This window comes from Bombilactobacillus sp. ESL1202 (assembly GCF_058107125.1).
Map to the genome: position 1 here is coordinate 1 of NZ_JBYLTX010000002.1, position 23,788 is coordinate 23,788.

Here is a 23,788-nt window from a genome sequence, read left to right on the forward strand (position 1 = left end):
ATAACAAACTTATTTAAATCAATATAGTTGAACAACTAATATAGTTGGATTTTCATAAAAAATTCCAAAACAGATTGCAAAAATAAAGTTCTCAAAGATACATTGCTAGTTGACGCTATTTAATTTATGTAATATAATTCGAATTGTGGAAAAAAGATATTACCAAAATAAGTTATCCACAGCTTTAAGTTTTCTCACTAATTTTAAATAAAAAAATAGCATCAAGAATTGGAGTTCTTGATGCTCACACGGAAAAATCTCTTCTAATTTTAAACAAAAATGATTGGCTAAATCATATCTGCTTCTTTACAAAAACTATTATAGGATTTTTGTAAGTCTTTGTCAAACAATTTTGAACTATTTAAAATATTAGAATACAATATTTAACACCGTGTGAGCTACGCTAAAACGGAGGCTCAACATGTCAACTTTATATAAAGTTATAGATTTTAAAGAATATAACAACGTAACTACGCCGAAGTGTGTTTATCTGAGAGAAGGTATATATCAAGACCTGCTTGATACAGATGCTGCATACCTATTCGGCGTTTTTTTAGATAGGTTATCTTGTTCTATTCATAATAATTGGTTAGACAAAAATGGCAATCCTTATTTAATTTACACTAACGATCAACTTCACGAAAAATTAAAGTGGAGTATTGGCAAAATAGTTCGCGTAAAACAAAAGTTAGTTAACGCTGGATTACTGATTATGAAAAACACCCAAAAAGCCAATCGTCTATATCTATTAAAACCAATTGATCACAATATTCAGGATGTCACAAAAAAAGAAATGACTCCAGAAAAAAACGAAAATGTAAATACTACAGATACAGATGATCAGTTAATGAAAAAAGTTATCCACAGAAAAGAAAGCATGCGTAATTTCCACAATTCAAAAATTGAATTCTGCACAATTCAAAATTTGAACACTAGTGTTTTAGGTTTTAGTGATGGGGTTGAGGATTTAGGATATAATACAACAATCAACCAGCATTCATACGATATGAAAACAAATACCGATGATGAAAATAGAAGTTTATTTAACTGTATCTTTCAATTTCATCAATACTTTAATTTCTGGCCAACAAAATGGCAGGGTAGGTCATTGAATATTTGGATGAAAATTATAGGTGAGTTTGAACTAAGAAAAATTTTACAAGAAACATCATTAAGAAATGTAAGGCAGCCACTTAGATACATTAGTCAAATAGTTAACAACTATTTGATAGAAAAAGAGTCAAAAGAAAAAATAAAAAATGATCAAGAATTAAATAATTATGCAGAAAAATTAGACGATGCCCAAGTTCTCACGGAAAAAGCCCAAAAACTTAATCCAATTGACTTCTTGGTATATATTAAAGGATTTAGGAATCAACCAGTCGAAAATTACGAAATAAACGTTGTTAATCGTCTAGTAAGTCTAAATATATTTGATGCATCAGTAATTAATATGCTGGTAAACCATGTTTCACTTCAAACTGGAGGCCAATTATCATTTCAATTAATTGAGACAATCGCTAATAATTGGATTCAAGAAGGCGTTAAAACAGTTAATGATGCACTAGCTGTTATGAAATACGGCAGTATTCAAAAAACTTTATATTAATTAGTGACGTTAAAAAACTAAAAAGGAGATTATTAAATCAATGAAAATTGATATTGATTTAGGTACCGTACAAAAACAATTAAACTATCTTAGAAGCGGAGTAAGTAGTGAACCTGTGAATGCCACTAAGATGCTTAGAGCCAATATTTTAGACAGTATTAGTGACAAAATAAAATTTGCAATAAGAAACTGTTATAATCCAAAATTATCATTTGAGATACCCAAAGTTGAGGTTCCATGTTATGTAGCAAATACCTTGGTTTCGATCACTGATGGTAATATGACTTTGGAAAAATTAGTTAAAAGCATAGTCTCTGATTTTGATGAAAACTCTGACAACAGTGATGAAGCAAATACTGTTTTATGGGCCAAAGACAATGGAATATTGACTCTTTTTAATGCATATCAATTCGGTTGGACCATAAAAAAAGATCCTAATCCACAGTATTACATTCACTTCAAAAAAGAGTCGGGATGTGCTTATTTGCAGACTGATCCAAATACACTTAGTAATGCTGCTGAATGGGAATTTGGAAGTAATGAACAAATAGATGACTCTTATAAAAATAAATTTACTATGTCAGAAATAGAAAATAATTTTCCACAATTTAAGCAATTTGCCGAATTAGTAAATTGAAATAAGCTTGTATATTGCCACGTCAAACGCATCAAAATTTTACTGACTGAAGCTGAATAATCTGTTATTCTATACTCACTTAAGACAGTGAGGACTTGACTTATTCATGAATGATTTTAGCAACTATATTAAGCCTAATATCACCATTCCATGAAGATCCATGAAGATCGAAATAAAAAAGTGGTGCAAAACCGTCATTTTTATTTTGAAAAATATAAAGTTCAAGCAAAAACGAATCAGCATGCGGCGACACCGATTACAAATAACTATGCAAACACCAAAAGTATTTTGCCCAAGTAGTTGATTTATTTCAAACAGCATTGGCAAGGAATAATCAATAAGCGAACTTTTTATGTTTTAATGCGTTTGACGTGGCATATTGGATGATAATAGCTAAACTAATGTCACTTTTATGGTACAATAGAAAATGTATTGATTTAAACTTCAAATATATTATATTGAACAATAAAAAGGGCATTAATCCAATAATATTGGTTGTGTCTTTTTTGTTAAAATATGTTATCATATAATTATACAAAAAAGAACCGATATTAAGTGAATAATATCAGTTCTATAAGGCCGCTAAGTGTGGCTATTTATTATTTAGGAAAGCCATCTCAGCTGTTAGCTAAGATGGCTATTTTGCGTTCTTTTTGATATATTCAAGAACCCGCATTACTGCATCAAATATAGCTTTGATGACAGTAATGATAAGCTCAAGAATCTCAAATGGAGACACTTTACTACTCCTTTCTGTAGGATCTGGGTTTACAGTTATTACACCATAAGCACCACTCCCTTTCCAGGAATAGCCACCGCCTTAGCATTTAAGCCTTATGTAAAAGAAAAAGAACGCTCTTAATTAGCGTTCTCTATATACTTGATTATAGTTATCTTGTTCTTCTAAAGAATAGCTATTCAAGTCATTATTTTCAACTGTATAGTCTGTGTTCATGACTTTCATTCCTTTCTACACTCTTTTTTTATAGTTAGTATGGGTAGGATAAATATCCATTAATACTATTACCTACAAATTTGGTTAATTCGCCTGAGTAAATTAAGTCTCTAATCATTTTTTTCGTGTCTATATATTTTTCAAAAGTTTCTTTATCTTCAAGTGATTTCCAAGTAAACATTTGATTGTATACTTCAAAATCATCATCATAGTAGTAAACATTATCAATATTATCCATTAATACTAATTCATTTAATTCAACGTTATTCTTCATTTTGATTACCTCTTTAATATTTTATTGTTACACATTTGTTTTGGCGGAGCTTGCTCCGCAAGGTTTCTTTGGTGATATAATTAATTGTAAAGGGATAGGAGGTATTTTGATGAAACCAGAATTTAATAATCAGTATGATTTTGATAGCGAAGATGATGATCAACCTAATTGGATGAGGGAAAGAGACGTTTTGGATGCTTACGAGGATCAATGAGGATCAATAAATCTTGTACTTGTAATAGAGAGCATATAAAAAAGGCAGCTGATTAAATTCAAGCTGTCTTTTATTTTGACTAAAATAGATTTTTGAGAAAGTCTAAAACCAAACTCCAGGAACTTTCTTTTGCTGTTGATGTGTTTGGCAGTGCATCACCATCTTGATTGTTGCTATTACCATCCATACCAGCTCCTTGACCATCACCATCATAAATAAGAATAACTCTGTTAGTGTGGGATCCGGAATACTTTAATTGATCTTGATACGGTTGTAATGCCTGTTCTATTGATCCTGAATCTTCATTGTCCGTGTTATCTGTTTCATTACTTGATGAATTAGAACTTTGACCGTTACTTGAACTAGAACTGTTAGAATCTTGGTTTTGTGAACTATTAGTGTCATCACTGCCTGTAGAACCCGACTCAATGTCAGGCTTAGTAGCATTATCTGGACTATTATCGGTGGAATCATAGTCTACGCTTTTTGAGTTAACGCCATTAGCAGGTGTGGTAGAAGAACTGTCTGAGCTATTTGAATTTCCATTTGAATCCGTATTACTGTAACCACTACCGTTACTGTTGTCTTGACTTGAAGTGTTTGAATTATCTGTAGACGTTGGATTTCCATTGTCATCAAAATTAAGAATTTTCTGACCGTTTATTTCAACAGATTTTAGTTTATAGGTTGAACCGTTATTTGTTGTGATAGTTTTATTTTGCTTGATTGTTTGGGCAAGCTGATTATCGTAACTATCCTGTTCGCCGGTTAGTGTAATATCATTTTTTAAAGTTGTATTGTGTGTGTCTTGGAAAGAAACCACCATGTCAGCCGGATTTTTGTATTTGCTTGTCGCATTTCCAGTAGTTGCTGAATCGGTATCAGAAGTCGTTGCTTGATCGTTATTTGGATCAATTCCTGATGTTTTACTATTAGCATCTTCACTAAAAGTTTTATCTCCCTTAAACGAATCGCTATCTTTTACAGGAGAATAGACCTTACTGTTATAAGTTTCAGTACCGTCTTTTAGCGAATATGTATAGCCTTCGCGGGTAACAGTTTCGTTTCCTTTATTTCTCTGAATTTGATATTTATTTAAAGTTTTCTGATCTACGTTATTAAAATTAACAACTAACCCGTCAGCAAAAAAAGCGATGTTATTAGTGATCACAGTCCCATCTCGGAAAGTTTTTTCACCATCGTAACTAATGTGAACATCAGCTTTACCAGGCTGTTTTAAGACATCATTACTTAAAATAGAGCCGTCTTTAAAATAAGTAGTATTGCCAATGGTGGCAAAGCCACGATTAGTAAACTTAGCAGATTTACCATTAATTGAAACATTATTGTTAGAAATAATAGCTCCATCAGAATATTTACTGCTAAAACTAGCAGCATTTTTTGGCTTAAAAGCTAAATTATCAGTATGTGTTGATGCTGAACTCTTACTAGCAAAACTAGTAGCTTGGACAGTATTTAGCTGGTTAACTATCGGCATACCTAGTAATGTTAAAGAACAAATAGATGCGTTGATTAATCTAGATTTCATTGCTTTATCCTCCATTCTTAATTAAACAATCATGTGAATTATATCATCGAAAGGGGATCATTGGATTAAGCTGTCAAAATTACTTATTGGTTTCCCAAATTTTTGGGAAATTACCGTTTGTTTTGCAATTTTCTGTGTTAGAATAGTTTTAATTAGATTTTAAATTTGTTAAAAAGAGAAAAGTCTTAATTAACTAGATTGTGAATTTATTAAATTCGTAACTAAAATAAGAAATAAGAAAAGTGGTTAATATGAAAATAGTACTTAATTTTTTGAGTGATAGATGGTTTGATTTTTGGTATTGGCTGACAGATTTGGTTTTGGACCTTTCTACAAGAACTAAGATAATTTTGATAATTTTAGTTGGATTTTTGTTAGTAATCGGAAATCTATTATACTTTGGGTCTAATACACATAAATCAAAACTGTACGATAAGCAACAGATTACTTCAGTTTCTAAAATACAACCAAGTAGTTATCCACCTAATGGCCAATTTACATATAACTTGAATACAACTAGACCTGGATTTGATCAGCTATTACAAAATAGTAAAAATAATTCCAATCTAAGTTATCGTGGTCAAATAGCAATCCCAGATCTAAAAATTTGGCAACCAGTTTACGAAGGTATGTCAGATCAATCTATTTCTAGTGGACTAGGAACTATGAAGGGTGGCCAACGTTTTGGTCAAGGAAATTACTCTATTTTTGGCCATAATTATCGTAGTGTTAAATTTGGGAAAAGACTGTTACTAACTAATTTACAATCCAAAGTAGGATTATCCGGAATTCCAGATAGGTCCTTAATTGATTTGAAAATAAATCGAGATATATATGCTTACGACGGTGTTAACGTTACAACATATAAAGTTAATAGTGTTGATGTTAAAGACGCTGGAGAACTCTCAAGCATTGTGAGTGATATGAATGAACATAGCAAGGCTATGCTTACATTAGTCACAGAATATGTGCAAACAGACAATTCGACACAGAATCCCTCTAAGAAAAGGATCGTAATTACAGCCAATCAAACTAGTTCTGTAGCAAAGGCCCAATTCAAACATTTGAAATATTTTAAAGGAGTTAATTAAATAATTATGCGTGATTACAATTTTTTACTCGACAATAAATCTTATCGCAGTGTTCAACTTACTGTAACAAATTTAGTAAAAAGCATTCAGGATCAAAGTCGAAGGTTTAATGATCGCGGAACTGATGTAGTAGTTTATCAAACAGGGTTAAAAAAGGTATTAAATTTAATAGCTCCACTTTCCACTCATGTTCAAGTTCACGTTCATGCTAGTAAATCTTTAGATGTTCCTATTTTTGAGATAGCTCTAGGTGTTAATTCTAAAATTACAACTATTAATCAAGTGATTTATCAAATCAAGCAAAATCAAGGTATAGATGAATTTAAAGCCAAGTTTAAGAAGATAATTAATTGGCTAGATTCAAAGGGGCTATATGAAGTTGATTATTTTGATGGTAAACAGTTTGATGGATTTAAAATCAAAATAACGCATTTAACATGGGAAGATACTAATCCGTTTGCTAAAAAAAATAAAAAGCAAACTTATCAATTGCAAGGAGTTTATCCTTATGTTTCGAATGCGGATGTTTTAAACCAAACTTTGAAGAATTTAAATAACGTAGATAAGGATATTAAATTTAAGGAAGTTGTATTAACTCCAAAATCTTCTATGATTGCAGCTAATGCATTAAAGCAAGAATTAATTACATTGCAACATGATCTAGGAGATGATTATCAGCTATCATTACCAGACGCTAAGGATTCTTTAACTTGGTTTTTCTTGCTTCACTGTGTTTTTCCGCAATTAAGAACACCCGGCTTCTATTTACATCCTAATTTTACCCCTGTAATTTCAACTATCAGTATTCCAGCTGCTGAGCAGATGATGGCTTTATTGACAAACAATGAAAGTACTGTTTTTGAAGTTTATGAAAATAGTACTTTTCAACGTGTTGAAGCTGATGATTTATTACAGCATATTGTGAAAAATGGGCACAATATTTTAAGACATATTCCAATTTTGGCGTTAAAACCATATTCTGTTAATTATTTGCAAGAAACTGTTTCATTTGAACAAAGGGAGATCAATTTAAATAGCAAAAAAGAATTAGTTTTTAAAGAAGTCAAGCATAATCCAGATTCAATTTTAGTGGATATTGTTTTTCCCAAACCAACGAAAAAGCAATCAATTGAAATTTTGCACAATATTTCCAAATCATTGAAAAAATAGATGTAAGTTTACAAATAATAAAGGGGTTAAATTTGTGTTTAATAATAGTTTAAGTATTTATAACACGAATATTTTAAAAGCACATAATCAAATTTTGGATTTATTGAATAAAGTAAATTCTTACTTAGTTAATCAGAGTTTAACAAGTTTAGACTCAGCTTACTTTAATGACTTCGTAGAAGCAGTTGCGCCTATAAGTAGTAACGTGACGTTTGTGTTAGAAAATTCGTATTTACAAATTAACTTGGGCGAAAATTCTAAAATTAAGACCGTTAATGATTTGATTGAGAATATTAGATCACAGCAGCTGGTCAGTATTATGAAAAGAAAGTTTAGCTTATATTTGAAGTGGCTAGAACAGTATAAAAATGATCCAATTTATATTTTAAATAATAAGAAATATAGGGATTATTTCAGCTTTAATTTGGACTATATTCACGTTCAAGTCATTTTTAATTCGTCTGAAAAAGTTGGTACTTGGAACCACTTAACTATTCAAGAAATAGCTAGTAACTTAAAAAGTGATGCTGATTTTTTGAATAATAATGATCCTAAGCATCGATATATCGAATACGTAAGCTCAATTAAATCAATGTTAAAAGCATTTGATTGGCTCAAAAATCAGCTGTACTACCTTGACAAACAATCGGACTTCATCTTTTCCTTACCATCACCCAATAATGAAGTAGGTTGGAAGTTATTATTTCAACTCATAAATTCTAGCTATCGACAACGTTCTATCGTTTTAGCTTCGAAAGATTATGTGCCACTAATAGTGGATTTAGATTCAGTTCAAACCATGATCAACAAATTAAATGATGACAATTTAATTTGGGAAGAATATCTTGATGGCAAATTTAAAACTATTAAAGCATCAGAGATTTTAGATTCTTTGGGTGATTGCTGTAATAATAATCAACATATTGATGTTGGTTTAATAGAAAGATTTGCTGGATATTTTGAAAGCCAGTACGTGCATGTTGAGTTAGAAAATGGTCAAAGTTTGAGCATAGATGAGTTACATTACTCATTTTGATTTGGGAAAAGCTAATATTGAAAGAAGTTGTTGATGATGTTAAGTAAGCAGAACAAAAAATTTATTAAAAATACTGTGATTTCGATTCGAAAAGATTACTTAGATATTTCTAAGATAATAGAAAACAATGATTTTGATCGTTTATCATTAGAGCAAACGATACTTGATGCTGAGTTAAAATCTGAAGACTTAAGAAATGTTTTAATTCCTGAACGATTGGGTGGAGATTATTCCCTAATGCCTGAAGGAACAACAGTTGACTTTAATGACAAGGATTTATATTAATTCATAAATGGCCAATGAATAAATAAAGGAGATCATTTAATGCTTACCACTATTCTGCAAGAATGTTGCCCAAGGAGTATGGAGATAACCTAAAGAGAAAGGGTAAAAGGTGATTTAATAAATGACAATCCATAGTATAAAAATCTATCCCGAAGATTTTACTGACATAATTAAAGGATATAAAACTGTCGAAATATTTAAAAATGATCGTGATTTTAGAGTGGGAGATCGTTTGATTTTACGAGAGTCGAGCCCTATAACTCACGAATGTACAGGTCAGTCAATTTGTGTTTCAGTGTCACATGTAACCAAAATTAAAAAGAGTTCTAAATTCATTATTTTAGGTTTTAAGAAAATAGAGGAGTTGTATAAATGAATAATGTATATGTATTAATGAATATCCAAATGCCAGATTCTTTACGGCAGCAATTAGAGATCATTTCAAAAAATCAAAAAATGAGCATGGACAATTTAATCGTTCAAATGCTTCAAGAATCCATGGAGGATAATTAAAATGAATCCAATGTTGGTTCAACTGGAAGATGGTAATAATTATGTAAATATTCAACAAGTGACAACAATTACTCCAAGAACTCCAAATTGCTCAGTAAAACGTCTACGGGAATGTACAACCACTGATGGAGATATCATGCTGTTAACAGAAGAAGATAAAAGATTACTTGTTGAAGCCATGGGAGTCTACAAAAGTGTAATAGAATAGAAACCTAACTAATAGTATTTATATTAATATTTTAAATGGTAGTACGGTTCGGTCAAGAGCCTTAGAAAAGGAATTAAGAGTATTGGATTGCTGTTATGTGTTTATTATTGCTTGTCTGCTCTATGGCAATAATAATCAAGTTTTTATGATATTAAATGGTTATAAAACAAATTTAATTGTAGAGGGTTAAACTTTATGGATAGAATAGATTTTATTGGCTTTGCACTATGCTTATTATTTGTTTTTATGTCCCTATGTTTCTCAAAAAAGCGACAATCATTAGGTACTAGTGCATTAATGTTGATTAACATTACGAGGAGTTTGGGAACCTTGTTTTTGCTTTTGACGTTAATTCGCATAGCCAAGGAGTGAAAGTATTATTAGGGTATTGGTGGATGGGTGGATGCTGGGTTCTATAGCAGCTGGTATGATTATTGGCTTTTGTGGAATTTTTAATTAATTGCGATGCGATTAAAAATAACTTTAAAATGAGCATAAATATGTTTAATCAGAAACTTGGAGTGATATTAATGAGAGAAAAACATAGCGTGGTATTAAGTACTGAGCAATTATTGGCTAGTTTTATTTATTTAGAAAATCAAATTTTACTACGAAATTTGGATACAGGTGAAGATGATAAAGAAGTAAAGTCGCTCTACAATGCCGCAACAGTTATCGTTTACGATATTTTGAGTGAATTTGTGAAAGAATTTGACGGTAGTGATGAACAAGTTGAAATTGAATTTAGTTCTCCTGTCCCTGGCCAATCAAAAACTGAAAGTTTAATAGATTTAATAAATTCATTTAATGCTAAACCAGTGGAAAGGAATAAAAAAGATCATGAATAATAATAGTATTTTTCCGAGTAAATATTCAAAAAGGTTTGATGTATTGCCAAAAAAAGAATTAATTGATTTTTTGAATGATAAAGGAATTTCTGTCTGTGAAACGCGAAAAACGAAATTTCAAGTGGAAATATTGATGCTATTCTGTCAAATAATTGACCGTTTTGAACTTTTGATGAATCAATTTTCTAAAACTGGAATAAAATTTAAATTGGAAGTGGTTTGTAAGAGTAAATGCTATATATCTTATGATGACAAATTTCATGATAATAAATATATAGAAAAATTTACTCCTAGCGTTAAAAATAATTCCGTTTCAATTCAAGTAAATGTTACATGCCAAGACATAGAAGTTCTTCAGGAACAGGCAACCATTCAATCCAAAAAACATTTGCTCAGTAACAATCCTGATGCTAATCATTTTTTGCTATTTGGTTTCTTTCTAGCATTTGATTATTCTTGGAGTAACTCTAAACATGAAAATATTTCTCATTATATGTTTGAGAAGTTCAAACGTTCTTATGGATTAAATCCTTCTATTTTTGGAAGTTCTTTCAGTAATATCAGCAAAAACAATTACGATTTACAAAGTAAATTGTTTGCAGCCATTTTAACAGAAGCATATGGAGAGGTTCCTAGAAAAGAAGCACTTGATTTTAGAGATTGTTTTGAGGATTATCTGGTTAAAAATAACATGGTTCATGGTTAAAAATTGTGATTCATGTCGAGGATATTATAAATGAATAAAATAATAAGACAGATAAAAAGAAAAGATTGGTCTGATTTATTACTTGAACTGCGTCATTTTTTATTTAAGTTAATCTGTAAACTAATTGGAATTTCAGCTATTATTTTATCAGTAATGATTGCCTTTTTCTTACTGATAAAAATTACATTTACAGGATCGGTACCTACAACTTTTCATAGTTTAATGGTTCAGATATTCATTTCACTGATTAAATATTTTGCTTTTTTACCAATTTTGGGTGTTTTAATTTTAGTTATAGGAATAATTGTTTGCTGGATGCAAAGTTTATATGAGGATTACTAAAATAAAAAAGACCACATCTTCGATTGATGTGATCTTTTCTCGCGGTGGTCCCCGTAGAGATTCCACAGCTCATAATTACATTGTAATTAAATGTTTGATTTGGGTCAATTATTATGAATTTCTATATAACTAGAAGTTTGCGCTTACTTTAGTTTTCTGTTTTTTATTTTTAACTCTCTCGGCATAGTTCCAGACTTGACGTAGACAGTGGGGAAGTTGTAGGATTCGAGTAGTATTGGATTGTTAGGAGGAAAACTTAAAATGCAAATTACCAAGGATCAAGAGAAGCAAATTGAAGAGTGGACTTGGGCAACAGATCAAATTATTGACTACATGTTCAATGGTTTGAGTGAACTGAAGAAAAATTCGGATGATGAAGAAAAAGTAGATCACACTATTTATTTTGATAAACGACCAAATGGTCGCTATAAAGATTTACTTGAACTTGATGAACAGCAAACTAGTCCGTTTGTCATATTTTATAATTCGGATTTTGATAATTTGGCAGTTAAATGTTCTTTAACGGTATCTGGTATGATTTATGGATCATGGTTTGAAAACAATTCATTGAAAGGGCATTCATTGCCTGAGATTGAATTTCATCAAACTAAAGAGCATCAACTTAAGGATTATATTGAGAACGGATTTTTTGGTTTTCCAACTGAAAAAGAGGGGAGCTTACTAAAAATTATCAATCCTAACATTGTTGACACATAAGGATTTATAAGACTTTTTATGGTATAATAGAAACAGTAAAGTTAAATGCTAAGGCGGTGGTTATTCCTGGAAAGGGAGTGGTGCTTATGGTGTAAAAACTGTAAACCCAGATCCTACAGAAAGGATTAGCAAGGTGTCAGTATCAGACGCTCTTCAATTAATGCTAACATTCGGTATGTTTATCATGGCGTTGTTATCATATATTGATAAGCATAATGATCGTTGATACAAAAAAATAGCTGTCCTTAGCCGTGCCAGGCTAGATAGCTATTTGAATATATTATAAAAAATTTGAATAGTCACCGCTTTGGCAACTTTACAAAAGGGTCAGTGTTTCGAGCGCTGACTCTTTTTCAATACCAATGATAACACATTACATATAATGTTGCTAATAAGAAGTTATATTTTTAAAATTAAAAATCACTAAAACCATTGATACATAAGGACTTGTAACGCTTTTTATGATATAATAGAAACAGTAAAGCAAATGCTAAGGCGGTGGCTATTCCTGGAAAGGGAGTGGTGCTTATGGTGTAATAACTGTAAACCCAGATCCTACAGAAAGGATTAGCAAGGTGTCAGTATCAGACGCTCTTCAATTAATGCTAACATTCGGTATGTTTATCATAGCGTTGTTATCATATATTGATCAGCATAATGATCGTTGATACAAAAAAATAGCTGTCTTAGCCTTGCAGGGCTGATAGCTATTTTCAAATGATTTAAATTTAGAATAGTTACCGCTTTGGCAACTTTACTAAAGGATCGGTGTTTACGCGCTGATCCTTTTTCAATACCAATGATAACACATTACATATAATGTTGCTAATAAGAAGTTATATTTTTAAAATTAAAAATCACTAAAACCGTTGATACATAAGGACTTGTAACGCTTTTTATGATATAATAGAAACAGTAAAGTTAAATGCTAAGGCGGTGGCTATTCCTGGAAAGGGAGTGGTGCTTATGGTGTAAAAACTGTAATTCCAGATCCTAAAGAAAGGATTAGCCAATTGAAACTACTAGCCATTGCTTACTTTGTTAACAGTTTTGTTAATGGAGTACGTACGGTTGTAGAAATTGTCAAGTTGAAAAACAAGACAAAAAAATAATCGCCTTAGCCGAGCAGAGCTAGCGATTATTTAAAAAATATTTAATAATGAATAGTCGCTGTCTTAGCAACTTTACTAAAGGATCGGTGTTTACGCGCTGATCCTTTTTCAATACCAATGATAACACATAAATTGAAACTATGCTATACTGAACGTGTTTTAAAGATTTAGCAATAGAAAAACTCCGTATCACTAATGTCGTAATGTTCGCCTGTTTTTGTACCCTTAAAGATTTAGCAATAGAAAAACACGAAGATACTGGAAAAGTGGTTCAAGAGTTTTTGTACCCTTAAAGATTTAGCAATAGAAAAACCTCAAAAGACTCTGATTAAAAAAATCAGGGTCTTTTTCACTATGACTAAAAATATGCTAATATCATATTAGCACTGTTTTTTACAAAACAAACGGTAAATTTACTAAAAATTTAGTGGTTCCGAACTAAATTAGGTTATTTTCAGTTTAATTGTTTTTTTTGAGAAAAAAGTAGTTAAAATTAAAAGTGGGATTGAGGTTGACTATGGATACTTTAAGAAATTTAATTGATTGGTTACTTGATTTGAAAGATTCTTTGATAGATTGGTGGGAGAGTAGAAGTCTCAAATGGAAGCTTAGTTCTGGTAGTGCAGTTTTAGTAGCTGCTATTGGTTTAGGTGCTATTTGGTACTATTCTCCAAGCCACCAAAGTTCAAAAGCCGTTAAGGACCAAGCAGTTTTAGTTAAAAATCAAAAGATACATGATCAATCTCCCAAAATTTCCAAGAAGCGAACTTTTAAATACGATTCAAAGGTGGCAGTACCAGACTTTAGTACTCTTCTGGAACAGCGGAAAAATGGTCAATCTAATCTTGTTTTACGGGCCGAGTTGGCAATTCCAAAGTTGAAGATTGATTTGCCAGTATTTGAAGGTATTAGTCAAAGTACGCTATCTTGGGGCGGAGGTACAGCAAAATATGGTCAAAAATTAGGTCAAAAAAATTTCGCGATTGAAGCACATAACTATATCAAATTGAGCTATGCCAAAAATTGGTTTCTTTCTAATTTGCAGACTAAACTAGCACCTGCTGGTTTGGTGAAACCGGGTATGGCAAACCAATACATAGCTGCTAAAAAAGGCACGCTAATATACGTTAGAGATTCGAAAAGAGTCTACATATTTAAGGTTTTAGAAAGTCAAATTCGAAACGTTAAGAACCCTTTGGCTGCTGATCTTTTAGACGATCAAAGAGTTTTAACAGAAACCAAGGATCAGAGACCATTAATTACTTTAGCTACTTGTTTTGAGCAAAAAGGTGTTTTGCATCCAATTCAAAGAATAGTAGTTACTGGTCAGTTGGTTAAAACACGGGCGATTAGTCAATTTGGTAAAAAAGGTGTGTTCAATCTCAAAAATTAGTCAAAGGAGATTGAATTTTGAAAAATCATAAAATTAAAAATAAATTAGTCCATTCGGCTTTGGCGTCAACTGTTGTTCTAGGTGTAATCCCGTTTTCAAATCTTTCTAATGTTCAAGCAGATAATTCGGATTACAACTTGGCTACAAATACGGGGGACGATTATGTCTACAATATTCCAGACGTTTGGACTGATTCAACAGATGAATTGCCATCAGGTTTTGGTACAGGAAAATATAACGTTAGCATACCAATGAATGAGTTTCCTGTTTACGGGTCCATGTATGGCGAACCTTTAGTTCACACGACTTTTAATGCGGATCACCGTATTGCGTGGTGTCTTGATTACAATAAGCTAACACCGGATTCGACCACTTACACGACGGAGAAGCAGGATACTGGAGATAATATGTACCACGTATTGGTCAACGGCTATCCATTTAAATCATTGGAAATGTTAGGTTTGGATAATATGGCTGAAGGTTTAGCAGCTACCCAGGAAGCAATTTGGGATCAGTCACATAATACCAATTTTAACCTGTCTGATGTCGACTACACGGATTCCAATACTTTGGGTATGGGAAAGCCCTCGCAACTATTCGAACGGCAAAAAGTTAAAGCAGCTGCTGAAACTATTTTAGATCAAGCGCAACACGATACTCGTTCGCAGCAAAAGCCAACTATTCAAGTTGACTCTGAAGCACCGGAAATTCCAACTAATATTACTTCGGGATCCAGTGGAAGCTCCACTGGTCACGATAATAATGGTTATTGGACCACTACATCAGATCCTCAAAATCAAGGTGCTATTGATCCTGACGGGAATATAGTTTACAAATTTAAACCTTCCATTACTAATGGATACAAAGCTGTTGATTCAGTTTTTGACACCATTACAGGTCCAAAAGGAATGGTTGTTCAACAGGGCAATCGAACGGTTCGACCAGGAGACGTTTGCCAAATGGACGTACCTTACACGGTCACTATTCCAGCATCGGCAACTAAGGCTGAACGTGAGCAAGGGTTTAATATTACTATTAAATCTGCAACCAATGGGTGGTTAAGAGCTAATGGCTATGTAAACTCTGATAACAAGCAAAATACTGTGGTTCAAAATACGGGGAAATCAAGCCTTTACAAGCCGCAAACACCTCCATCGCCACCTATTAAAATCCAAATGACTCTCGGTTCGATTAAATTGCACAAAGCCGGTGAGGCAAATGAGTCCTTAGCTGGCAACGTGTTTGACCTGATTGACGAGGATACGGGTAAGGTTGTTCAAGAAGGCAAGACTGACAAAGATGGGAACATCACCTTTGATAAGTTGCCGCACGGCAATTACATCATCCGCGAGATTAACTCGGATGTTGACCACGACCTGAATATGAATGATCAGCACGTTACTTTGAGCGATGATGAGATTGAGAATGCTAGTTACCCAACGGTTAATTTCAAAAATACGGAAATCAAAGATAAGCCAATTTTGAGATCCTTTGCCACTGAGCAGGAAAATGATGCTACAGGGACACATGGTTCCCGACTGGTTGATGCTAAATATGAGGATTTGCAAGATGAGATTCTCTGCGATAACTTGGATCAGCACCATTCTTACAAATTAGTTGATACACTTTACGACCGGTCCACTAATCAACCTTTGAAGTTGAAAGATGGTTCTATTGCTCAAGAGTCTCAAACATTTACTGCTAAGGATCCTGCCCCGGATAAGGGACATGATCGAGGCTACTTTAAAGTTACATTGAAGTATCCGCAAGTCGATTTACACGGTTTGCAAGGCAAGAATATTTACGCCAAAGCTGATATTTACCGAGTGGCCAATGATCAAGTGCCGACTCACGACGGAGACTTACTGGCTACTGAAGATTCGACTAATGATGCTAACCAAACATTGCATGTTCAAAAACCAGTAATTAATACCGTGGCTACAGCTGATCCTGATGGTACATCTAGAACTGACGGTAAAATTCCAAACGGCAACAAAGTTACTAATCCATATTCCAAGACTAAAATTAATGATTGGGCTAATGTGTCTAATTTGGTCAAGGGCCATCGGTATATTGCTCATTTGAAAGTGATGACCAAAGATCCTAAGACGGGAGAAACTGTTCCGTACGCCAATCCAGCAACAAATAAAGCAGTTACGACTACTAAGACCTTTACAGCTACAGGCGTAAGTCAAAATATCTCTACTGATTTTCCGGAATTTTCGACCGTGGATAATCAGGGTAAAAACTTAACTGTTTTTTACGATGTTGCACCGGCGGATGAAGATTCCGATCACTTGGGAGAACATTACGACATTAGTGATACGGACGAGACTATTCGGGTAACCACGCCAGTTTTGCATACCGCTGCTTTAATCGATGGTGACCATTCTTCTAATCCGTCCAAGACTTCTAGCTTAAAGGACCGAGTTAAAGTTGATGATGTGGCACCTAATCAACCATTAGAGCTAGGAGCTATTGCTTCTAATGAGAAATCTAAGGCAATTACGTTAAGTAAAGATGGTAAGAAGTATTGGTTAATGGGCAAGGTTGAATTTACACCAACGGCTTCTTCAACTGTTCAAGATGTGCCACTAGAAATGGTTAATGCTACTGCAGCTACTACTAATGGGAACAGTGGTTCGCCAACCACTGGTTCGGGGACAGATAACACTGGTGATGTCACTGACGTTAATATTGAAAAGCCAGCTGTTCGTCAAAAAATGAATGGCTTGAAAGCTCAAAAAGTGGAAAAGATTTACAAAACACCCGAAACAGCAGCTGCTGATGCTACGGGTTCAGATTTGAAAAATCCGTACATGATCGACACCACTTCAATTGCTGGCCAAAATATGACGTTATTTGAAGATTTGTGGGAGAATCCCGACCAGCCAATGGCATCACATGCTGATGTAAATGACCAAGGTCAAACGGTAACAGTTACTAAACCAATTCTGCATACGGAAGCTCTTTTAAACGACCACCACACGTCTAATCCAGGTTCTAAATCGCACTTGGCTGACAAAGTCAGTTACGAAAATGTGGCAGTGGGTCATCCGGTTGATATGGACGCTTTAATGGTCGACCCTTCTACTGGAAATTCCATCGTGATTTTTGAAGGCAAAAACAAAGAAAAAGCTTGGAACTTGATGGGGAAGACCAAATTTTATCCGGCTGCTGCCAAAGGTGAAGTAACTGTCCCACTTCAAAAAGTTACAGCTACAGCTGATTCAATCAAAGCTGAAAAAAATAAAGACAAGAGTCAAACTGGGATTCCAACAGAAAACCCATCGGCTACCGATGGTGATAAGGATACAGCCAACATCAACCACACTGATGGTAAAGGAACTGCTAAATTATTAGTAAAATTGGATAAAAATAGTACTGACGATCAAATTCATCAGAATATTGAATTTATTGAAAAATATTTCACAACTAAATATTCGATTGACACCAGTGCCCTAGATAAGTCTTTAAGTATTAGCGGCAATCCAATGTCGGATAGCTCAAAAGCTGACGTTTTGAACGAATATGGTAAAGTAATGGATCAGTTAAGTAAGGCTATGGGTTCAGATTCTAAAGATAACGGTCTTTGGATTTACTCTCAGATTACTAGTTCAGATTCAGATTCTGATATTAAAGCAGCTGTAAAAAATCTAGATCAGATTGCTGACTACCGAAATTTAGATCACGATTCGCTAGATAAAGCTGTTCAAGATGCCAAAGATCCGATGCTCAAAACTGACAAGCAGACGATTACTGAGCGATATGACACCTTAGTTCAAAAAATCAATGATCAGTTAGCAAAAGAAGACGCTGATGCTGCTGGCAAAAATGATGCTGATGCCAATGTGGGTGCCAATACGACACCACATTACACCGCCGATTTATCAGGAACTAAAAAAGCCAATGATCGCATGAATAGCAATTTAATTCAAGCTCAGGATCCCAAGATTGACGATTCCAAAGTTGATATTAATGGTTCCAAATACGATATCGATACTACCAGTTTACGTGGCCAAAGAATGGTAGCCGTTGAAGATATGGTAAATCCGGATAATTCTGGCAATCATAACTCGAATGTCATTACTTCAGAAATTGATGTCAACAATACTAACCAGCAAGTTAGAGTGACTAATCCTCAAATTCAAACAATGCAAACAATTGCTAACAAGAAGAATTATGTAATTGATGGCAATGGCAAAAATGACAAGCAGCCAATTGTTGATGAAGTTGAATATAAAGATTTTGCACCAAATGAAAACATCAATTTATCAGCTGTTGAAATGGATTCTGGTACTAAACGTCCAGTTCTTTTAAATGGTCAATATATGTACGGACGGACCACATTTAATCCTACTCAATCAGAGGGTTCAATTAATGTTAATTTCAACCTGTTCAATCGGGAGCCGTCCTACAAATATGTGGCCAAGATGTTAAATTCCGATGGAACCATGATTGATACAGCTAATGTTTCGGAAGATACTTCTCAATCTAGTGGAGTTAACAGTCCTAATGGCACAGCCAATGACCAAGAAAGCCAAGATACTAAGCCATACGATATTCCAATGAAAACTTTGGCCAACAGTTTAGAAAGTTTAGCTGATGGTGATAAAGCTAGTTGGACTGCTTTTGAAACTGCTGAAAACGGCAAGGATATTGTAGCCGAGCATAAAGAAATTGGTGATAAGGATCAGACCATTACGATTACGCATAAAGGTAGTGGTTCGAATGATAATGGTAATTGTGAAAAACCAAATATCGTCAACCACAACAAACAAAAGCAGAAACAGAAGCAACAGCAAAAACAAAATCAACAACAGAGCAATGGTAGCAATACCAATATCAATAATATCAGTATTCCTAACTCTCAAGGTCAAGATAGCCACAGTCCTGGTGGCCAAGGTGGAAGTGGTGGTAGCCAGAATAGCAATATTCCTTTAACCAATGCAACTAATCCCGGGTCAGGATCTGATGGTCAAGGTTCAGCAGGCGATTCTGCTACACCACAAACAGGGACATCTACTGATCAAACATCAGGCGGCCAAGGATCTTCCAATCCTGGAACAGGATCTGGGGTAGAATATGCTCAAACAGGTGGTAGTTCTAAGTTGAGTCATAACCGAATTTATAACTTGTTCTATAAGCTTTTAGATAAGATGAAACACTTGTTTTAAAATTCAAAAAGGATCAGTATGTTACAGTACTGATCCTTTTTGAATGATATAATCAAATATGGCAGCTCGCCCCGAAAGGGGGGGCTTGTATGTTTAAAGAATTCCTAACATTGATCGTTGCGCCAATTATTGTTGGTACGGTGAATCAAATGATTGCTGAATGGTTGCACAGCAAACATAATAAACGAAAATGAGTTGTCATTACAACCACACAAAAAAAGCCATTCCTACCGTAAATAGGAGTGGCTTTTGTGTTTGTATGCTAAGATTCCTAACATCTCGCACAATTATTATAACATGATTAATGAAATGATGGTCAAAATCATGATCAAAAAAGTAAATTGAGGATACAGTCATATGTTTTAAAATATCGAATTTTAGTAATAAGAAGTTGCAGTTTTTTAAATCAAAAGTCATTAAAACCTTTGACGCACAAGGATTTATAAGCATTTTTATGATATAATAGAAACAGTAAAGCAAATGCTAAGGCGGTGGCTATTCCTGGAAAGGGAGTGGTGCTTATGGTGTAAAAACTGTAAAACCAGATCCTAAAGAAAGGATTAGCAAGGTGTCAGTATCAGACGCTCTTCAATTAATGCTAACATTCGGTATGTTTATCATAGCGTTGTTATCATATATTGATCAGCATAATGATCGTTGATACAAAAAAATAGCTGTCCTTAGCCGTGCCTGGCTAGATAGCTATTTGAATTATATAATCAAAAAATTTGAATAGTTACCGCTTTGGCAACTTTACTAAAGGATCGGTGTTCAAGCACTGATCCTTTTTCAATATCAATGATAACACATTACATATAATTTAGGCAATAAGAAGTTATATTTTTAAAATTAAAAATCACTAAAATCGTTGATACACAAGGATCTATAAGTGTTTTTATGTTATAATAGAAACAGTAAAGCAAATGCTAAGGCGGTGGCTATTCCTGGAAAGGGAGTGGTGCTTATGGTGTAAAAACCGTGAACCCAGATCCTAGAGAAAGGGTTAGCCAATTGAAACTACTAGCCATTGCTTACTTTGTTAACAGTTTCGTTAACGGAGTACGTACGGTTGTAGAAATTGTCAAGTTGAAAAACAAGGCAAAAAAATAATCGCCTTAGCCGCGCAAGGCTAGCGATTATAAAACTTTAATTAAAAATTGAATAGTCGCCATCTTGGCAACTTTACTAAAGGATCGGTGTTTACGCGCTGATCCTTTTTCAATATCAATGATAACACATAAATTGAAACTATGCTATACTGAACGTGTTTTAAAGATTTAGCAATAGACAAACCTCAAAAAGACTCTGACTAAAAATCAAGGTCTTTTTTGTTTTTGGCAAATAAAAACCTTGCAAGGGATTCTTGCAAGGTTAATTTTAATGGTCGTAAACACCAGTTGGTGTTGGTGAATTTAAATAACTTATTATATCATTATAATTATAGTTATCTATTTGTGAACTTGGTGTATAAAAAGTTTGAACTATATAAATATATCCATTTTTACTTTTTGCTACTCCTATACCAATTTGAGTGAAATATGGATTTAACATATTTTGTCTATGACCAGCTCCAGGTACTCCATAATCATGGAAAAAACCACTGATAGCTGTAGTCGAATCTTGTTCTGCAGTAGATTCTATAGGCTGTTCACCTAAATTTTCTCCTGCAAACAAATCTGGATTTTGTGAAGAATAAGATCCTTCGTGATCATCTAATTGACCGGCATCAGCCAAACGTTGTGCTCTGGCCATTGAGAAGCTAGAAAGCTCAGAGTTCTCTTGAAGTGGATTTAAGCCGTTCATGGTGCGTAAACGATTTAACTCTTTAATCATTGCCTGTTGGGTAGCTTGAGCGTCGAATGAGTAGTTTTGACCCGAATTAGAGGAACTGGAACTATTGGAAGTCGAATTGCCTACTTGGGACAACCATTTACCTACATCTGAGTCCCAATACCAGTGTAAACCATTGGCATCTTCAGGCTTAGTAGAGTAGTCAGGAGTTGAATTACTATTGGAGTTGCTGGAACTGGAGTTAGTATTGTTAGTTCCATTTACAGAGAAGTTAGCTACACAGTCCTTAGAGCTGATCCAGTCATTAGCTGAAATTTGATAGTAGGTTGTGCCATTAACAGTTTTGACTTTACCAACTTTCCAGTCAGAGAAATTAGGAACTAAACGAGCTTCTACCAAATTAAAGTTCTTGTCAAAGAGCGAAATGTACTTAGATTTGAAACTTAACGCTCGGACAACATGGTAATTGTAGGTTGTTGGGGCAAAGTTGTTATAGCTTTCAGAGCTAGGAAGCCAAGTGTTAGGAGCAATTTTGTACATTTTTTGGCCATTGATCGTTTGCATATCGCTAACACGCCAATCAGAATTAGCTGGAACTACTTTACCTGTTGCAGTACCCTTTGAATCATAAAGCTGTGAATTTGGCTTTTGGGTAGCTGTTGCAACGGGATAGTTGTAAGTTGCAGCGTTGACTTTTTGGTTGTGTGCGCTTCCACCAACGGCTAGAGCTAATAACGCAGCAGCTGATAGTGAGTAAAACTTATTGCTTTTCATGAAGTAATACTTCCTCTCAATAATTTTGGTTCTTTGGTACACGGTAGCTTTGGCAAAAGTGGTTTTCTTTTGCATGATGGGGTTGAATGCCCTTCAACGATATAAGTATATCAATCTTTAATTTATTTTTCAGCTGTTTAAAGAAAACTAATTGTATTGGCATTTAAAAATATTTGTGATACACTGAATTTGTAGGTTCTGTCCTGATTATATAGTAAAAAAAGCAATCGTTGATTAAACGGTTGTTTTTTTTTTTATAAAATATGCTAAAATGACAGTGTACACTATATTCAGGACAATTTAAAGATCCTATTCAATTTAGGAGAAATTATGAAAATTGTTTTCGAAAATGAAAATCTTAAAATAAATTTGCTTGATTCTGAGAGCATATCCAAAATAGGAAAGGATGTGGATTTAAAATCATTCAAAGTAATTGAGAATGATTCCAATTTACCTGATGTAGTTATTCAGAATGGCTTAGAAAATTATGGGCTAAAATTAATACCTAGAGCGGTCGATGTGATTGCGAATATCAGTTCACTTGGAGTTCTGAGTATTGCTGATCAGAAGAGAGCTTTGGAGACGTTACATTTTTCTGAATTGGACGAATTACTTAGTCAAATTGATGATATTTACCTTTACCAAGATGCAGATGATTTAATCTTGGAGGAAACTGGAGAACATATTAATTCTGAAGAAACTAAAGGAAAATTACTAAATCAAATACTTAAAAATGAAGGTATAGTTTCCTTTTTAACTTCAGATAAGCAAACTGTATTATTGTGTAGAAATTAGCCTTTAGGGTTTTAGCTATAGCAAGCCAATTGTTTGCTGAATTGTTGTGCAAACGATCATCACTAAGAAGTGAGCTGTCCATAGCGTTGTTATCATATATTGATAAGCATAATGATCGTTGATACAAAAAAAATAGCTGTCCTTAGCCGAGCCAGGCCAGATAGCTATTTAAAGTGGATTTAAAATTTTGAATAGTCACCGCTTTGGCAACTTTACTAAAGGATCGGTGTTCAAGCACTGATCCTTTTTCAATATCAATGATAACACATTACATATAATGTTGCTAATAAGAAGTTATATTTTTTAAATTAAAAATCACTAAAACCGTTGATACACAAGGATTTATAAGCATTTTTATGTTATAATAGAAACAGTAAAGCAAATGCTAAGGCGGTGGCTATTCCTGGAAAGGGAGTGGTGCTTATGGTGTAAAAACTGTAAAACCAGATCCTACAGAAAGGATTAGCAAGGTGTCAGTATCAGACGCTCTTCAATTAATGCTAACATTCGGTATGTTTATCATAGCGTTGTTATCATATATTGATAAGCATAATGATCGTTGATACAAAAAAAATAATCGCCTTAGCCAATG

At 33.7% G+C, this 23,788-nt stretch carries 25 protein-coding genes; 22 read left to right on the forward strand and 3 right to left on the reverse strand.

Annotated features, from left to right (window positions below; all coding sequences use genetic code 11):
• Positions 1 to 421: 421 nt before the first annotated feature.
• The 3 genes from AC3B7A_RS08915 (at position 422) to AC3B7A_RS08925 (ending at position 2,546) form a co-directional block, all read left to right on the forward strand.
• Positions 422 to 1,609 carry a replication initiator protein A gene (locus tag AC3B7A_RS08915; RefSeq protein ID WP_489756575.1) on the forward strand — a complete coding sequence of 396 codons (1,188 nt, stop codon included), beginning with the start codon at positions 422 to 424 and terminating at the stop codon, positions 1,607 to 1,609.
• A 40-nt stretch (positions 1,610 to 1,649) separates the two neighbouring features.
• Positions 1,650 to 2,246 (forward strand): DUF1642 domain-containing protein, encoded by a 597-nt coding sequence (locus AC3B7A_RS08920; protein ID WP_489756576.1) that lies wholly within the window; start codon positions 1,650 to 1,652, stop codon positions 2,244 to 2,246.
• A gap of 150 nt (positions 2,247 to 2,396) precedes the next feature.
• Positions 2,397 to 2,546: a hypothetical protein gene (locus AC3B7A_RS08925; protein WP_489756577.1), complete on the forward strand. Its 150-nt coding sequence runs from the start codon at positions 2,397 to 2,399 to the stop codon at positions 2,544 to 2,546.
• A gap of 689 nt (positions 2,547 to 3,235) precedes the next feature.
• Here the strand turns inward: AC3B7A_RS08925 and AC3B7A_RS08930 are convergent.
• Together AC3B7A_RS08930 and AC3B7A_RS08935 are read right to left on the reverse strand one after the other, a co-directional pair.
• Complete coding sequence (locus AC3B7A_RS08930) at positions 3,236 to 3,475, reverse strand: hypothetical protein (protein WP_489756578.1); 240 nt, start codon at positions 3,473 to 3,475, stop codon at positions 3,236 to 3,238.
• 293 nt (positions 3,476 to 3,768) lie between these two features.
• The gene (locus AC3B7A_RS08935; protein ID WP_489756579.1) at positions 3,769 to 5,238 is read right to left on the reverse strand and encodes a hypothetical protein; all 1,470 of its coding nucleotides are present in this window, start codon (positions 5,236 to 5,238) and stop codon (positions 3,769 to 3,771) included.
• Positions 5,239 to 5,489: 251 nt separating this feature from the next.
• Between AC3B7A_RS08935 and AC3B7A_RS08940 the strand changes: the two genes are divergently transcribed.
• The 17 genes from AC3B7A_RS08940 to AC3B7A_RS09020 all read left to right on the forward strand — a co-directional run bounded on the left by AC3B7A_RS08940 (position 5,490) and on the right by AC3B7A_RS09020 (position 20,497).
• Complete coding sequence (locus AC3B7A_RS08940; RefSeq protein ID WP_489756580.1) at positions 5,490 to 6,329, forward strand: class A sortase; 840 nt, start codon at positions 5,490 to 5,492, stop codon at positions 6,327 to 6,329.
• Between the two features lie 6 nt (positions 6,330 to 6,335).
• Positions 6,336 to 7,499: a hypothetical protein gene (locus AC3B7A_RS08945; RefSeq protein ID WP_489756581.1), complete on the forward strand. Its 1,164-nt coding sequence runs from the start codon at positions 6,336 to 6,338 to the stop codon at positions 7,497 to 7,499.
• A 34-nt stretch (positions 7,500 to 7,533) separates the two neighbouring features.
• Entirely contained in the window at positions 7,534 to 8,535 is a 1,002-nt protein-coding gene (locus tag AC3B7A_RS08950; protein WP_489756582.1) for a hypothetical protein, read from the forward strand.
• A 33-nt stretch (positions 8,536 to 8,568) separates the two neighbouring features.
• On the forward strand, positions 8,569 to 8,820 hold the full coding sequence (locus AC3B7A_RS08955; RefSeq protein WP_489756583.1) for a hypothetical protein: 252 nt from the start codon (positions 8,569 to 8,571) through the stop codon (positions 8,818 to 8,820).
• A gap of 121 nt (positions 8,821 to 8,941) precedes the next feature.
• Complete coding sequence (locus AC3B7A_RS08960; RefSeq protein WP_489756584.1) at positions 8,942 to 9,196, forward strand: DUF3850 domain-containing protein; 255 nt, start codon at positions 8,942 to 8,944, stop codon at positions 9,194 to 9,196.
• Complete coding sequence (locus tag AC3B7A_RS08965; RefSeq protein ID WP_489756585.1) at positions 9,193 to 9,333, forward strand: hypothetical protein; 141 nt, start codon at positions 9,193 to 9,195, stop codon at positions 9,331 to 9,333. Before AC3B7A_RS08960 ends, AC3B7A_RS08965 begins: the two co-directional genes overlap by 4 nt.
• Before the next feature lies 1 nt (position 9,334).
• Positions 9,335 to 9,541, forward strand: a complete 207-nt coding sequence (locus AC3B7A_RS08970) for a hypothetical protein (RefSeq protein WP_489756586.1) — start codon at positions 9,335 to 9,337, stop codon at positions 9,539 to 9,541.
• Positions 9,542 to 9,975: 434 nt separating this feature from the next.
• The gene (locus AC3B7A_RS08975; protein ID WP_489756587.1) at positions 9,976 to 10,389 is read left to right on the forward strand and encodes a hypothetical protein; all 414 of its coding nucleotides are present in this window, start codon (positions 9,976 to 9,978) and stop codon (positions 10,387 to 10,389) included.
• A complete protein-coding gene (locus AC3B7A_RS08980) occupies positions 10,382 to 11,095 on the forward strand; it encodes a hypothetical protein (RefSeq protein WP_489756588.1) in 714 nt (237 codons plus the stop codon). Before AC3B7A_RS08975 ends, AC3B7A_RS08980 begins: the two co-directional genes overlap by 8 nt.
• A gap of 30 nt (positions 11,096 to 11,125) precedes the next feature.
• Positions 11,126 to 11,437, forward strand: coding sequence for a hypothetical protein (locus AC3B7A_RS08985; protein WP_489756589.1), 312 nt, complete (start codon positions 11,126 to 11,128; stop codon positions 11,435 to 11,437).
• Positions 11,438 to 11,698: 261 nt separating this feature from the next.
• The gene (locus AC3B7A_RS08990; RefSeq protein ID WP_489756590.1) at positions 11,699 to 12,154 is read left to right on the forward strand and encodes a hypothetical protein; all 456 of its coding nucleotides are present in this window, start codon (positions 11,699 to 11,701) and stop codon (positions 12,152 to 12,154) included.
• 133 nt (positions 12,155 to 12,287) lie between these two features.
• Positions 12,288 to 12,380: a putative holin-like toxin gene (locus tag AC3B7A_RS08995; protein ID WP_489756591.1), complete on the forward strand. Its 93-nt coding sequence runs from the start codon at positions 12,288 to 12,290 to the stop codon at positions 12,378 to 12,380.
• 349 nt (positions 12,381 to 12,729) lie between these two features.
• The gene (locus AC3B7A_RS09000; protein WP_489756592.1) at positions 12,730 to 12,822 is read left to right on the forward strand and encodes a putative holin-like toxin; all 93 of its coding nucleotides are present in this window, start codon (positions 12,730 to 12,732) and stop codon (positions 12,820 to 12,822) included.
• 961 nt (positions 12,823 to 13,783) lie between these two features.
• The gene (locus tag AC3B7A_RS09005) at positions 13,784 to 14,659 is read left to right on the forward strand and encodes a class A sortase (RefSeq protein ID WP_489756593.1); all 876 of its coding nucleotides are present in this window, start codon (positions 13,784 to 13,786) and stop codon (positions 14,657 to 14,659) included.
• Between the two features lie 17 nt (positions 14,660 to 14,676).
• Positions 14,677 to 19,836: a VaFE repeat-containing surface-anchored protein gene (locus AC3B7A_RS09010; protein ID WP_489756594.1), complete on the forward strand. Its 5,160-nt coding sequence runs from the start codon at positions 14,677 to 14,679 to the stop codon at positions 19,834 to 19,836.
• 89 nt (positions 19,837 to 19,925) lie between these two features.
• Positions 19,926 to 20,030 (forward strand): type I toxin-antitoxin system Fst family toxin, encoded by a 105-nt coding sequence (locus tag AC3B7A_RS09015; protein WP_489756595.1) that lies wholly within the window; start codon positions 19,926 to 19,928, stop codon positions 20,028 to 20,030.
• A 374-nt stretch (positions 20,031 to 20,404) separates the two neighbouring features.
• Positions 20,405 to 20,497 carry a putative holin-like toxin gene (locus AC3B7A_RS09020; protein ID WP_489756592.1) on the forward strand — a complete coding sequence of 31 codons (93 nt, stop codon included), beginning with the start codon at positions 20,405 to 20,407 and terminating at the stop codon, positions 20,495 to 20,497.
• A gap of 716 nt (positions 20,498 to 21,213) precedes the next feature.
• Here the strand turns inward: AC3B7A_RS09020 and AC3B7A_RS09025 are convergent.
• The gene (locus AC3B7A_RS09025) at positions 21,214 to 22,401 is read right to left on the reverse strand and encodes a CAP domain-containing protein (protein WP_489756596.1); all 1,188 of its coding nucleotides are present in this window, start codon (positions 22,399 to 22,401) and stop codon (positions 21,214 to 21,216) included.
• A gap of 330 nt (positions 22,402 to 22,731) precedes the next feature.
• On the opposite strand from AC3B7A_RS09025, the gene AC3B7A_RS09030 reads away from it, so the two are divergent.
• Together AC3B7A_RS09030 and AC3B7A_RS09035 are read left to right on the forward strand one after the other, a co-directional pair.
• A complete protein-coding gene (locus tag AC3B7A_RS09030; RefSeq protein ID WP_489756597.1) occupies positions 22,732 to 23,196 on the forward strand; it encodes a hypothetical protein in 465 nt (154 codons plus the stop codon).
• Between the two features lie 470 nt (positions 23,197 to 23,666).
• Positions 23,667 to 23,759, forward strand: a complete 93-nt coding sequence (locus AC3B7A_RS09035; RefSeq protein ID WP_489756598.1) for a putative holin-like toxin — start codon at positions 23,667 to 23,669, stop codon at positions 23,757 to 23,759.
• Positions 23,760 to 23,788: the final 29 nt, after the last annotated feature.

Excerpts from the sequence above, each read along its gene's own strand:
- AC3B7A_RS09015 (WP_489756595.1), top strand. The coding sequence starts at position 19,926 with ATGTTTAAAGAATTCCTAACATTGATCGTTGCGCCAATTATTGTTGGT.
- AC3B7A_RS08940 (WP_489756580.1), top strand. The coding sequence starts at position 5,490 with ATGAAAATAGTACTTAATTTTTTGAGTGATAGATGGTTTGATTTTTGG.
- AC3B7A_RS08965 (WP_489756585.1), top strand. The coding sequence starts at position 9,193 with ATGAATAATGTATATGTATTAATGAATATCCAAATGCCAGATTCTTTA.
- AC3B7A_RS08945 (WP_489756581.1), top strand. The coding sequence starts at position 6,336 with ATGCGTGATTACAATTTTTTACTCGACAATAAATCTTATCGCAGTGTT.
- AC3B7A_RS09030 (WP_489756597.1), top strand. The coding sequence starts at position 22,732 with ATGAAAATTGTTTTCGAAAATGAAAATCTTAAAATAAATTTGCTTGAT.
- AC3B7A_RS08990 (WP_489756590.1), top strand. The coding sequence starts at position 11,699 with ATGCAAATTACCAAGGATCAAGAGAAGCAAATTGAAGAGTGGACTTGG.
- AC3B7A_RS08915 (WP_489756575.1), top strand. The coding sequence starts at position 422 with ATGTCAACTTTATATAAAGTTATAGATTTTAAAGAATATAACAACGTA.
- AC3B7A_RS09025 (WP_489756596.1), bottom strand. The coding sequence starts at position 22,401 with ATGAAAAGCAATAAGTTTTACTCACTATCAGCTGCTGCGTTATTAGCT.
- AC3B7A_RS08980 (WP_489756588.1), top strand. The coding sequence starts at position 10,382 with ATGAATAATAATAGTATTTTTCCGAGTAAATATTCAAAAAGGTTTGAT.
- AC3B7A_RS08935 (WP_489756579.1), bottom strand. The coding sequence starts at position 5,238 with ATGAAATCTAGATTAATCAACGCATCTATTTGTTCTTTAACATTACTA.
- AC3B7A_RS08930 (WP_489756578.1), bottom strand. The coding sequence starts at position 3,475 with ATGAAGAATAACGTTGAATTAAATGAATTAGTATTAATGGATAATATT.
- AC3B7A_RS09005 (WP_489756593.1), top strand. The coding sequence starts at position 13,784 with ATGGATACTTTAAGAAATTTAATTGATTGGTTACTTGATTTGAAAGAT.
- AC3B7A_RS08920 (WP_489756576.1), top strand. The coding sequence starts at position 1,650 with ATGAAAATTGATATTGATTTAGGTACCGTACAAAAACAATTAAACTAT.
- AC3B7A_RS08925 (WP_489756577.1), top strand. The coding sequence starts at position 2,397 with ATGAAGATCCATGAAGATCGAAATAAAAAAGTGGTGCAAAACCGTCAT.
- AC3B7A_RS08985 (WP_489756589.1), top strand. The coding sequence starts at position 11,126 with ATGAATAAAATAATAAGACAGATAAAAAGAAAAGATTGGTCTGATTTA.
- AC3B7A_RS08970 (WP_489756586.1), top strand. The coding sequence starts at position 9,335 with ATGAATCCAATGTTGGTTCAACTGGAAGATGGTAATAATTATGTAAAT.
- AC3B7A_RS08955 (WP_489756583.1), top strand. The coding sequence starts at position 8,569 with ATGATGTTAAGTAAGCAGAACAAAAAATTTATTAAAAATACTGTGATT.
- AC3B7A_RS08960 (WP_489756584.1), top strand. The coding sequence starts at position 8,942 with ATGACAATCCATAGTATAAAAATCTATCCCGAAGATTTTACTGACATA.